Below are 10,956 nucleotides of genomic sequence, written 5' to 3'. Positions count from 1 at the left end.
CGGGCGGTCTCCGCCAGGGTGGCGCCGTCGTCGCGGGCGAAGGCGAACGTGGCCGCCACGGGCAGGGGTTCCGAAATGCCCGAGGACTCGATGAGGAGGTAGTCGAAGCGGCCCTCGCGGGCCAGTCGGTCCACCTCTTCGAGCAGGTCGTCGCGCAGCGTGCAGCAGATACAGCCGTTGGTCATCTCGACCAGGCGTTCCTCGGTGCGTGACAGGGCCGCCTCGCCGCCGCGCACCAGGGCGGCGTCGATGTTGACCTCGCTCATGTCGTTGACGATGACGGCGACGCGCAGCCCCTCACGGTTGGCGAGGACGTGGTTGAGGAGGGTCGTCTTGCCCGCGCCGAGGAATCCGGACAGGACCGTGACGGGGAGTCGGTCGGAAGGCATGGGCGGTCAGCCCTCGGGGCGCAGCAGGCCGCGCTCGTAGGCCTTCACGAGCCGCTGGGGCACGAGATGGGCGACGCCGTCGACGGTGACCGGGACGAGGGCGGGTGTGGCCGCCTTCCACTGGGCGCGGCGGTGGCGGGTGTTGCTGCGGGACATCTTGCGCTTGGGAACGGCCATGGGGTCCTCCTGGTTCGGTCACCTTCGGTGAGCACCAGGAGGCTACATGAAAACGAATCTCATTACTATTTGAGGGAAACCTCGAGGCCGGCACCTTCAGGGGTGCCGGCCTCGGGTCGCTCGGGGACTTCCGTCCGCGTCAGTGGTCGTCCCAGTGCCCCTCGTGCTTGGCGTGGTGGTGGCCGTCGTGCACGTAGTCGATGTGGTCCTCGTGTGGCACGGCCACATGCCCGCAGCCCTCGCCGTGCTGGTGGTCGTGATCGGCGTGGGTGGTGTGGCCGCTGGTCACGCACTCGTCGATGTGACCGTCGTGCGGCTTGTGGAGGTGTCCGTCGTGCACGTAGTCGACGTGGTCGCCGTGCGGGACCGCGACGTGGCCGCAGCCCTCGCCGTGGCTGTGGGTGTGGTCGTCGTGGGTGCGGTGTGCGGCGGCGGTGCTCATGCGCTGCTCCTGGGGGGAGGGGATGTCGTCCGGGTGGCCCGCGGGTGGTGCTGTCACGAGCCATGCGTCATGGAGTAAATATAGGGCGATTTATGAGCTTCTGGGGGGAATGTCATGCGGGCTGGGGTGCGTGGTCGGCCTGGCCGGGAGGCGGTCCGGCGCCGGTGGCCGAATTGACCGCCCCTTTGCTGCCGCATTCTTGTAGTTGCACTTCATGTGCAGGAACCTGGAGGTGCGGCTGAAGACGGCCGCTCGGCGACGAGTAAGGCCCGCGCCTCCATGCCCACCGCACCCGACACCGCTCCCACGAGCCCCGCCGCGACCGCCGCCGTACCCGGTCTTACCTGGCACCGCGTCCGTACGTCGATGACGCGGAGAGAGTGGGCCGGCGCCGGCGGGATGGCCGCCTTCGTCCTCGCGCTGCACGTCATCGGCTGGTTCACACTGGTCGCGATCGTGGCGCCGCGGCACTACAGCGTGGGCACCCAGGCCTTCGGCGCGGGCATCGGAGTCACCGCCTGCACGCTCGGCATGCGGCACGCCTTCGACGCCGACCACATCGCCGCGATCGACAACACGACCCGCAAACTGATGGGGGAGGGCAGGCGCCCCCTGTCGGTCGGCTTCTGGTTCTCCCTCGGGCACTCCACGATCGTCTTCGCCCTGGCGCTCCTGCTCTCCCTGGGGGTGAGGGCGCTGGCGGGTCCCGTCCGGGACGACGGCTCCGAACTGCACGACATCACCGGCTGGATCGGCACGACCGTCTCCGGAACGTTCCTCTACGTCATCGCGATCATCAACCTGCTGATCATGGTGGGCATCTGGAAGGTCTTCCGGCGGATGCGGGCCGGCCACTTCGACGAAGCGGCCCTGGGGGAGCGGCTCGCCAACCGGGGCCTGATGAACCGGCTGCTCGGGCGCCTGACGAAGGCCGTCACCAAGCCGTGGCAGATGTATCCGCTGGGACTGCTCTTCGGCCTCGGCTTCGACACCGCGACGGAGATCGCGCTGCTGGTGCTCGCCGGTTCGGGTGCCGCCTCCGGGCTGCCCTGGTACGCCATCCTCTGCCTGCCGGTGCTCTTCGCGGCCGGCATGTCGCTGCTGGACACGATCGACGGCTCGTTCATGAACTTCGCCTACGGCTGGGCCTTCTCCAAGCCGGTCCGCAAGGTCTACTACAACCTCACCATGACGGGACTGTCCGTCGCCGTCGCGCTCATCATCGGCACCGTGGAACTCCTCGGCCTGATCGCCGACAAGGCGGGCCTGCACGGCCGCTTCTGGGGCTGGGTGTCCGGCCTCGACCTGAACATTGTCGGCTATGTCGTCGTCGGCCTGTTCGTTGCCACCTGGGCCGTCGCGGCGGTGGTGTGGAAGGTCGGCCGTATCGAGGAGAAGTGGGAAGCGGGCATGCCCGGCACGGCGCCGGGGGAACCGGCCGCCGAACACGGTGCCCGGTAGCTCGGAGGTCCGCCGTTATTGCTGCTACGCTGCACTTGCAACTCATGCGCAATAACGTCGAAGGATGATGTTGGACATGGCGGTCTACACGCTCCCCGAGCTCCCGTACGACTACGCGGCGCTCGCCCCGGTCATCAGCCCCGAGATCATCGAGCTGCACCATGACAAGCACCACGCGGCCTACGTCAAGGGCGCCAACGACACGCTGGAGCAGCTGGCCGAGGCGCGGGACAAGGAGTCGTGGGGCTCGATCAACGGCCTGGAGAAGAACCTGGCCTTCCACCTCTCCGGGCACATCCTGCACAGCATCTACTGGCAGAACATGACCGGCGACGGGGGCGGCGAGCCGCTGGAGAAGGACGGCGTGGGGGAGCTGGCCGACGCCGTCGCCGAGTCGTTCGGCTCCTTCGCGGGCTTCAAGGCGCAGCTGTCCAAGGCCGCCGCCACGACCCAGGGTTCGGGCTGGGGCGTGCTGGCGTACGAGCCGCTGAGCGGCCGCCTGATCGTGGAGCAGGTCTACGACCACCAGGGCAACGTCGGCCAGGGCTCCACCCCGATCCTCGTCTTCGACGCCTGGGAGCACGCCTTCTACCTTCAGTACAGGAACCAGAAGGTGGACTTCATCGAGGCCATGTGGCGGGTCGTCAACTGGCAGGACGTGGCCAGGCGTTACGCCGCCGCCAAGGAGCGCGGCGACAGCCTGCTGCTCGCGCCGTGACGTAGCCCCACGGATGTCCTGCTCGTGATCGTCTTCTCACCCTTCACCTGCAGGCGCACAGTGAAGTGCTCCCCCTGGCACAGTGCCCGGGGGAGCACTTCCGCGTGACCTCGACCGGCCGGTGTCCCGAAGCCCGAGTCAACTGGACTCGGAGAGAAGCGTGTTGAGCTCCGGGAAGGTGAGACCGCCGGACAGCGAGTCGTAGCCGCCGGTGTCGAGGAGCTCCCGCGCGGCACGGCGGGCGGCGGCGTAGGCGGCCTGTGCCACACCCGGGCCGAGACTGACGCGGGCCACACCGAGGGCGCCCAACTCGGCGACGCGCGGGGCGCCGGGGCCCGCCATGACGTTCAGCGGTACGCCGCTGCCCTCGGCCAGCGCCGCGATCGTGGTCGTGTCGGTGACACCGGGAACGAAGACGCCGTCCGCGCCGGCGTCCACGTACCGGCGGGCCCGGGCCAGGGTCTCCGCGAGCCGGGTGTCCGGGTCCCCGAGTCCCAACAGGTACGTGTCGACACGGGCGTTGAGGAACAGCTCCGTGCCCGCGCGGTCAGCGGCCCGCCGGGCGGCGGCCAGCCGTGTCGCGAGCTCGGCCGGGGCTCGGGTGCCGTCCTCGATGTTGACGCCGACGGCACCCGCCGCGAGCACTCCCGTGACGGTCTCGGCGACCTCGGCCGCGTCCCGCCCGTACCCGCCCTCGATGTCGGCGGTGACCGGAACCGCCACTGCGGCGGCGACGCGGGAGATCAACCCCAGCGCCTGTTCACGGCCGAGCGCGTCCCCGTCCGGCGACCCCAGCGACCAGGCGACGCCCGCACTCGTGGTGGCGATCGCGGAGGCCCCCGCCGACTCGACGACCCGGGCGCTCGCCACGTCCCAGGCATTGGCGAGCGCGAGGGGCGCGGCGGACGTGTGCAGGGAACGGAAGAGCCGGGCCTTGGCCGACTGCGTGGAGGTCATGCCCGGAGTCAAACACGTCCCCCGCGCATCCTCCGGCGAGAAACCGACATCGACGCCGATCCGGGCCTTCGTCACGCCCCCAGTGGGTTGCGGAGAAAACCCGGCGACGGTTCCCGCGGGTCGTGCCAGGGTGAGGGCGTGACGGAGATCGAGACGGCAGATGTGTTCGCGGCCGGACGCCGTGGTGAGGGCGGGAGGCTTTATGCGTATCGGGTGCGGGGGCTCGGCCGCAGTGGGGTGGTTCTGTGGATCGGTGGCCAGGGGGACGACCCTGACCGGGTGCTGACCTTGCCGGCGACTGATCATCGTCGGGTGCCGGTGTTCGTGACTGTCCGGCAGCTGCGGGTGTATGCCAGTCGGAAAGGGTGGAGGCTGGCCGACTCCGAGGCCGGGACGCTGGAGCTCGCCCCTGTTCAGCACTGGCTGGAGGCACCGAAGCGCCGACGTGCCCCCGCGGGCGCGGTGCTGGAGGCGTGGAACTTCTTCGAGGACCTCGATCGAGGCCTCGGCGGGGCCCACCGGCTGCCCCGGCAGGGCGCGGTCCACAACAGCGCCTACGAGAAGCTGTTCGGAGGCGAGTGCACCGCATGGACTCCGGACGAGCTGCGCGCGGTACTGGAACTGATCACGGCCGGCATGGAGCTGTGGAACTCCTGCCCGGTGATCGTGAAGCCGTTGACGCGCCGGCGTGTGTGCCGTTGACGGCTGTCGGTCAGGTGCAGTGGAACAGGGTCATGAAGCCGTAGTCCATGTGGAGTTGCTGGTGGCAGTGGAACAGGGACAGCCCCGGCTGGTCGGCGGTGAAGTCGAAGTCGAGGGTCTGGTAGCCGCCGAGCATGACGACGTCCTTGTGCAGGCCGTGCGTCGGAGTGCCGGCGATGTGGGTGACTTCGAAGGTGTGGCGGTGCAGATGCAGGGGGTGGATGTCGTCGGTGGCGTTGCGGAACCGCATCCGGTAGCGGCCGCCACGGTCGATGTCCTGCACCGGCCTGTCGGCGTCCATGGAGAAGGGCACACCGTTGAGGGTCCAGACGTTGAAGCCCTTGTCGGCGGCGTTGCGTTTCTCCACCAGCATGTCGAAGGTGCGGTCGGGCCGCTGCGTGGTGCCACCCGCACGGGCGAAGGAACGGTAGTCCCACTTGTACCTGGGCGGTGCGGTCCACTGAGGGGAACCGCCGCGCCCGGCGTACTCCACCACGGTGCCCATGCCGTTCTTCCGGTCGTCGTCGGCCAGATCCCCCAGTACCCACACGCCCGGACGGTTCATCTCCACCAGCGCCGAGACACGTTCGGCGGTGCCGATCCACAGCACCGGCACATCGACGGGGTGAGGCACCGGGTTGCCGTCGAGGGCGACCACTTTGAAGGTGTGACCGGGCAGGGCCAGGCTGCGGATCTCGGTCGCGCTGGCGTTGAGCACGTGGAACAGCACGCGCTGCCCGGACCTGACCCTGACCGGCGAACCGTGGCCCAGCTTGCGGCCGTTGACACTGAACGCGGTGTAGCCGACCTCGTAGCCGTGCGGCATCCCGCGGGCCAGTGAGGCGGCCATCGCCTTCTCACCGCTGCGCTTCAGGGCCGGTACCTCGGCGCCGGCCAGGAAGTTCTGCGCCATGTCCCCGCCCTGGCTGAAGGCGGGCCCGAACTCCTTCAGCACCAGGAAGACCTCCTGGTCGTAGGCGCCGGGATGGGCCGCGGGCTCGATGTGGACCGGGCCCGCCTGACCGGTGTAGGTACCCACGTTCAGGTCGTCATGCGCCGCCACATGGGTGTGGTAGAAGCGGAAACCGGCCGGTCCGGGCGTGAACGACAGGCGACGTGTCCCGTGCGCCGGGATGTACGGGGTGCCCTCCTCGGCGGCCCCGTCCACGTCGGCGGGTATCCGCTGGCCGTGCCAGTGGAGCAGCTCGGGCGTGCCGGTGTCGTTGTGGACGTCGACCACGACCGGGCGGCCTTCGGTGAACCGCAGCAGCGGACCGGGGAACTGCCCGTTGTACGTCGTCGTGGACACGATCGTGTCCGGCGCGAGCTCGACGAGCCCGGTGGCGATCCGCACCGTGTAATCCGCCTTGCCCGGAGCGACGGGCACGGCGGACGGCGCCACGGAGGCGGCGGCAGGGGCCGGCTTCGCCGCGCCCCCGGCCACCAGAGCCAGGCCACCGAGCTTGAGGACGTCACGACGGGTGATCTGCACGGTCTGCTCCCTTCCTGGGCAGGGCCCGAGCGAGCGAACACAGGGCCCGAAATCTCCTCCTTTCCGACCAGTGTCCGCCTCCGCGCCGGACCCCACCGAGGCGGCACCGCGGAGCGGGTCCGGTCCCGGATCGATTGATCCCGGGCCGGACCCGGCGACGGACGCGGTTCAGTCGAGCGCGGCGGCGAACATGCCGGCCTCGTAGGAGCCGCCCCGCTGGTGCACGATCACGGCGAGCCGGTTGGCCGCGTTGATCAGGGCGACCAGCGCAACCAGTGCGGCGATCCCGTCGTCGTCGTAGTGCTCGCGCACCCGGGCCCAGGTCTCGTCGGACACGCCCTGGTGCGCGTCGGCGAGCCGGGTGCCCTCCTCGGCGAGCGCCAGGGCGGCCCGCTCGGCCTCGGTGAACACGGTGGACTCGCGCCAGGTGGCCACCAGGCTCAGCCGCACGGCGGTCTCACCGGCGGCCGCCGCCTCCTTGGTGTGCATGTCGACGCACCAGCCGCAGCCGTTGATCTGGCTGGCACGCAGCGACACCAGCTCCTGCGTGGACCGCGGCAGGGGCGACTGCTGGACCAGCAGGCCGGCGCCTGCGAACCGCTTGGCGAACTTGGCGGCGATCTCGTTCTCGAACAGGTTGAACCGGGCGCTCATGATGTCGTCCTCACTCGTCACTTGTCGTACTGCGCTGGACGAACACGAGATGCCGGCCACCCGCTCCCTGTGACGGGTCGGCGGTGTGACGTGCGCCACCGCTCATGGGTGTCACAAGGCCGCCGCGGCCGGCGTCTTGTGCGCGTGGCATCGTCGAGAGCGGACAGGCGGGAGCGGCCGGTGGACAGCCAGCGCAGCGAGTGCACAGATGACACGGGCGGTCGGCCCGCCGACGGCGGACACACGGACCCCGCCACCGAGGCGTTCGTCGCCCACCGCAACCTGCTGTTCACCGTCGCCTACGAGATGCTCGGCTCCGCCGCCGACGCGGAGGACGTCCTTCAGGAGACCTGGCTGCGCTGGTCGGGTGTCGACCTCGGCACGGTGCGCGACCGGCGCGCGTACCTCGTCCGGATCACCACGCGCCAGGCGCTGACCCGGCTGCGCACACTCGGCCGCAGGCGGGAGTCCTACGTCGGCTCCTGGCTGCCCGAGCCGCTGCTGACCGCCCCCGACGTGGCCGAGGACGTCGAACTGGCCGACAGCGTCTCGATGGCGATGCTGCTGGTGCTGGAGACGCTCACGCCGACCGAGCGCGCGGTGTTCGTGCTGCGCGAGGTGTTCGACCTCGGATACGACGAGATCGCCGACGCCGTCGACAAGACGTCGGCTGCGGTCCGCCAGATCGCCCACCGGGCACGGTCGCACGTCGCGGCGCGCCGTCCGCGCGGGGTGGTCTCCGCGGCCGAGACCCGGGACGCGCTCGACGCGTTCCAGCGGGCGGTGGAAACGGGCGATCTCCAGCGCCTGCTCGACATCCTCGCGCCGGATGTCGTCCTGCTGGGCGACGGCGGGGGAGTCAAGCAGGCCGTGCCCCGGCCCGTCGTCGGGGCGGACAAGGTGGGCCGCCTGCTGGCCGCCGGACTCGGCAGGATCACCGAGGCGTCGCTGCGGCCGGCGCAGGTCAACGCGCGCCCCGCATTGATCGTCTGGATCAATGGCTCGATCGACACCGTTCTGGTCCTGCGTGTCGACGACGGCCTCATCACCGGGCTCTACGCCGTTCGCAACCCCCGGAAACTCTCCCACATGCACCGCGAGACCACCCTGCACCGCTGAGCCCGGGACGCCCCGGATCCCGTTCATGGGCGGCGCGGTCGGCCACGGCGAGCAGTGTCCGATCCTCGTGGTGGCGGGCCACGAGGTGGAGGCCGACCGGCGCTCCCTGTGCCGTGGTCCCTGCAGGAAGGCTGAGGGCCGGATGCCCGCTGAGGTTGAACGCCCAGGTCAGGGCCACAATCATGCGTGGCCCCGGCCCGTCGTGGCCGTGCGGTGGGTGGGGCGTGGTGGGCGTGAGGAGCAGGTCGGCTCGCTGGAAGCAGTCGCGCAGCCGCTCCTCGTTCGTGGCCATGACCCCGCTGACGTCGGCCGAGGGCGGTGCCACCGAGCAAGGTGCCGCTGAGGACGATGTCACTGAGGACGGTGCCGCCGCGCGGAGAGCCGTCCAGGCCGGGGCGGGGTCGAGGAGTGCCGGGTCGGGGCCCTCGGCCAGGGTGATCAGACCGGCCTCGGCGAGACGCCGGGCCGAGCGGCGGGCGACGGCGGCGACTTCGGGATCGGTGTCCGCGTATCCCAGAGTCGCTGACCAGATCGCCCTCAGCGGGTACGCGGGACGGACAGCGGGCACCTCCGACTCGGTCACCGCGTCGAAGTAGGCGAGGGCGTCCCGCGGGTCGTGCACGAGGACGCCGGGCGAGTTCAACCCCGCGCGATCACGGGCCGGGAGCAGGCCGTTGGTGGGCTTGAAGCCCACGACGCCGCACCACGCGGCGGGGATCCGCACCGATCCGGCACCGTCGGATCCACTGGCGAGGGGGACGAGGCCGGCCGCGACCGCGGCCGCCGCACCCGCGGAGGAGCCACCGGGCGACCACGCCGGATCGAAAGGGCTGAGGGTCGGTCCCCGGTCGGTGTGTCCGTACGTCTGCCAGCCGCGGCCGGTACGCGGCACCGAGGTCGCGCCGACCGGCACGCATCCGGCGGCCACCAGCCGGGTGTTCTGGTAGGAGCCGGGGCCTTCGCTGGCCTTGACACCGATCGGCACCCCCGCGAGCGGCAGTCGGGCGCCTTGGGCGACCCGCGCGTCGACGCGGGCGGCGTGAGCGACCGCCTGCTCGGCCCAGACCTCGGTGAACGCCCGCACACCGTCGTCGACTTCGGCGATACGGGCCAGGGCGGCCCCGACGACGTCGACGGCCGTCACGTCGCCGTGCCGCACGTGCCGGACGATGTCCAGGGCGGACAGGTTCGCGTACTCCCCGGTGCTGATCACCATCGCCCTCCTCCGGCGTCGGCGCACGAGCCACCCGGAGGCCCGCTGCGGGGACGGGCCCGCCGGTGTGCGGGTGCCGTGCGGCCCACCCGCGCCTACTCTGGGTGCGTGTCCGACCACACGTCGAGCGGGAGCCGCGTATGAACCGGGACGATCTTCCTGCGCCGGTCGAGGGTCTGGTGCTCACACACTTTTTCACGGTCTCCGACGTGCCGCGTTCCCGGGCGTTCTACGCCGATGTGCTGGGCGGAACGGTCGTGCTGGAGGAGAATCCCTGCATCATCAAGATCGCCAACGGCTGGATCATCCTGAACCCCGGCGGCGGTCCCACCGACGACAAGCCCGACGTCGTCCTGCGCACGCCCGACGATCCGCGTACCGCCTCCAGCTTTCTGAATGTGCGGGTGGCCGACATCCACCGCTTCTGTGAGGCGGCGGCCGCGAAGGGAGCGGAGTTCCTCACCCCGCCCGTCGACCGCCGCGCCGAGTTGCGCTGCTACATGCGTGACCCGGACGGCTACCTCATCGAGGTGGGCCAGGCGACGGGACTGCTCAAGGGCGAACTGGCGCGCACCGACACCTGAGCGTCGAACGGGTCGCCCGCCCCGCAGGCCTCACCGGTACGTCGGCCGGATCCCGTGCTCCTGCAGTTGCGGGTCCGTCATCCCGCCCGGGCAGGCGAGCGGTTCGACCGGCCATCCGGCGCATCGGGCGCCCGCCTGGTACGCGCTCTCGTAGAAGGCGAGCACGGCGGCACGCGGGTCGGGCTCGGTGCGGACCTCGTCGTACGGCAGGACGGCCAAATGGCTCTCGTTGCGGGCGACCCAGTGTGCCGCGGCGGGACGGAGCGGTTCGTCGGCCAGATGCGCCGGCTCGGGCGCGGTGTAGGAATAGAACGCGGGCGCGGGGAAGGCGTCGTCGCCGAACCAGAAGCCGAAGCTGATCACCTCGCGGGAGTACGCCTCCCGGGTGACCGGGTCCAGTTGCGCGGGCTGGTCGATGTGGCGGTCGGAGAACCGGGTGTGCGCGATGTCGAAGGTGTGCCAGAAGTGGTGCACCGGGCTCACCTTCCCCGAGTACCCCGCGGCGAACTCCTCCAGCACGGACGCCACTTGGCTGAGAACCTGCCAGTAGCGGTTGGCCCGCGCGGGATCGTACGCCGCGTGCTCGGCGTCCTCGGCGAACGGCCGGCCGGAGTCGGGCAGATCGAAGGGCCTGGGCAGGTCGAGCCGCACCCGGATGCCCAGCGCGGCCAGCGAGTCCATGACCGCCCCGTAGAAGGACGCCACGGACTGTCCGAGGAGGGGGACGGAGATCTCCCGGCCGTCGAGCGTCGAGACGACCAGGCGATGCGCGACGAAGTCGAAGTCCAACGTGAAGATCGGATTGCCGTCGACCTGTCCCATCGGACGTGTCGTGATCCCGCGCCCGGTGAGGTGGAACGGGACGTTCCACCAGTGGTTGCGCCGGCTGCCGGCGGCGAGGCGGACCTTCCCCGCGATCTGCGCGAAGCGGTGCAGCGTCTCCTTGGTGTCGCGCCATTCGGCGAGCGGGATCGGCGGGAACAGTTCCATGGTCATCAACCTTCCCTGGCGTCCGACGCCCCTGACGGCCGGATCGGGCCCTTGAACG

Annotated in this window: 13 protein-coding genes; 5 read left to right on the top strand and 8 right to left on the bottom strand. The window is 70.7% G+C overall.

Annotated elements, in window-relative coordinates:
- From ACIP4X_RS28390 to ACIP4X_RS28380, 3 genes are all read right to left on the bottom strand, one after another.
- The coding region (locus ACIP4X_RS28390) for a GTP-binding protein (RefSeq protein WP_401351216.1) at window positions 1-389 on the bottom strand (389 nt) is incomplete at its 3' end.
- Between the two features lie 6 nt (window positions 390-395).
- Entirely contained in the window at window positions 396-566 is a 171-nt protein-coding gene (gene rpmF / locus ACIP4X_RS28385) for a 50S ribosomal protein L32 (protein ID WP_358730174.1), read from the bottom strand.
- A gap of 139 nt (window positions 567-705) precedes the next feature.
- The gene (locus tag ACIP4X_RS28380) at window positions 706-1,008 is read right to left on the bottom strand and encodes a hypothetical protein (protein ID WP_391457811.1); all 303 of its coding nucleotides are present in this window, start codon (window positions 1,006-1,008) and stop codon (window positions 706-708) included.
- Between the two features lie 279 nt (window positions 1,009-1,287).
- Here ACIP4X_RS28380 and ACIP4X_RS28375 point away from each other — a divergent pair, with 279 nt between their 5' ends.
- Together ACIP4X_RS28375 and ACIP4X_RS28370 are read left to right on the top strand one after the other, a co-directional pair.
- Window positions 1,288-2,469 (top strand): HoxN/HupN/NixA family nickel/cobalt transporter, encoded by a 1,182-nt coding sequence (locus ACIP4X_RS28375; RefSeq protein ID WP_391457524.1) that lies wholly within the window; start codon window positions 1,288-1,290, stop codon window positions 2,467-2,469.
- A gap of 76 nt (window positions 2,470-2,545) precedes the next feature.
- Window positions 2,546-3,187 carry a superoxide dismutase gene (locus tag ACIP4X_RS28370; RefSeq protein WP_358730386.1) on the top strand — a complete coding sequence of 214 codons (642 nt, stop codon included), beginning with the start codon at window positions 2,546-2,548 and terminating at the stop codon, window positions 3,185-3,187.
- A gap of 138 nt (window positions 3,188-3,325) precedes the next feature.
- Here the strand turns inward: ACIP4X_RS28370 and ACIP4X_RS28365 are convergent, their stop codons facing one another.
- Window positions 3,326-4,144, bottom strand: a complete 819-nt coding sequence (locus ACIP4X_RS28365; protein ID WP_358730176.1) for an isocitrate lyase/phosphoenolpyruvate mutase family protein — start codon at window positions 4,142-4,144, stop codon at window positions 3,326-3,328.
- Between the two features lie 138 nt (window positions 4,145-4,282).
- Between ACIP4X_RS28365 and ACIP4X_RS28360 the strand changes: the two genes are divergently transcribed.
- A complete protein-coding gene (locus tag ACIP4X_RS28360; RefSeq protein WP_358730177.1) occupies window positions 4,283-4,846 on the top strand; it encodes a hypothetical protein in 564 nt (187 codons plus the stop codon).
- Window positions 4,847-4,856: 10 nt separating this feature from the next.
- On the opposite strand, the gene ACIP4X_RS28355 is transcribed toward ACIP4X_RS28360, so the two are convergent.
- The gene (locus ACIP4X_RS28355; RefSeq protein WP_358730178.1) at window positions 4,857-6,338 is read right to left on the bottom strand and encodes a multicopper oxidase domain-containing protein; all 1,482 of its coding nucleotides are present in this window, start codon (window positions 6,336-6,338) and stop codon (window positions 4,857-4,859) included.
- A gap of 168 nt (window positions 6,339-6,506) precedes the next feature.
- Complete coding sequence (locus ACIP4X_RS28350; RefSeq protein ID WP_358730179.1) at window positions 6,507-6,992, bottom strand: carboxymuconolactone decarboxylase family protein; 486 nt, start codon at window positions 6,990-6,992, stop codon at window positions 6,507-6,509.
- A 180-nt stretch (window positions 6,993-7,172) separates the two neighbouring features.
- On the opposite strand from ACIP4X_RS28350, the gene ACIP4X_RS28345 reads away from it, so the two are divergent.
- On the top strand, window positions 7,173-8,111 hold the full coding sequence (locus ACIP4X_RS28345; protein ID WP_358730180.1) for an RNA polymerase sigma-70 factor: 939 nt from the start codon (window positions 7,173-7,175) through the stop codon (window positions 8,109-8,111).
- Here the strand turns inward: ACIP4X_RS28345 and ACIP4X_RS28340 are convergent.
- Window positions 8,038-9,327 carry an amidase family protein gene (locus tag ACIP4X_RS28340; RefSeq protein ID WP_391457528.1) on the bottom strand — a complete coding sequence of 430 codons (1,290 nt, stop codon included), beginning with the start codon at window positions 9,325-9,327 and terminating at the stop codon, window positions 8,038-8,040. The two genes, ACIP4X_RS28345 and ACIP4X_RS28340, sit on opposite strands and share 74 nt — an antisense overlap.
- Window positions 9,328-9,464: 137 nt before the next feature.
- Here ACIP4X_RS28340 and ACIP4X_RS28335 point away from each other — a divergent pair, with 137 nt between their 5' ends.
- Window positions 9,465-9,908 (top strand): VOC family protein, encoded by a 444-nt coding sequence (locus ACIP4X_RS28335; RefSeq protein ID WP_391457530.1) that lies wholly within the window; start codon window positions 9,465-9,467, stop codon window positions 9,906-9,908.
- Between the two features lie 30 nt (window positions 9,909-9,938).
- On the opposite strand, the gene ACIP4X_RS28330 is transcribed toward ACIP4X_RS28335, so the two are convergent.
- Window positions 9,939-10,898 carry a DUF5996 family protein gene (locus ACIP4X_RS28330; protein WP_358730387.1) on the bottom strand — a complete coding sequence of 320 codons (960 nt, stop codon included), beginning with the start codon at window positions 10,896-10,898 and terminating at the stop codon, window positions 9,939-9,941.
- Between the last annotated feature and the right edge of the window lie 58 nt (window positions 10,899-10,956).

The organism is Streptomyces sp. NPDC088817 (assembly GCF_044750345.1).
In the GTDB taxonomy this organism is placed as follows: domain Bacteria; phylum Actinomycetota; class Actinomycetes; order Streptomycetales; family Streptomycetaceae; genus Streptomyces.
The sequence above is the reverse complement of the archived record's forward strand: the minus strand, read 5'-3'. Positions and strand labels throughout refer to the sequence as shown.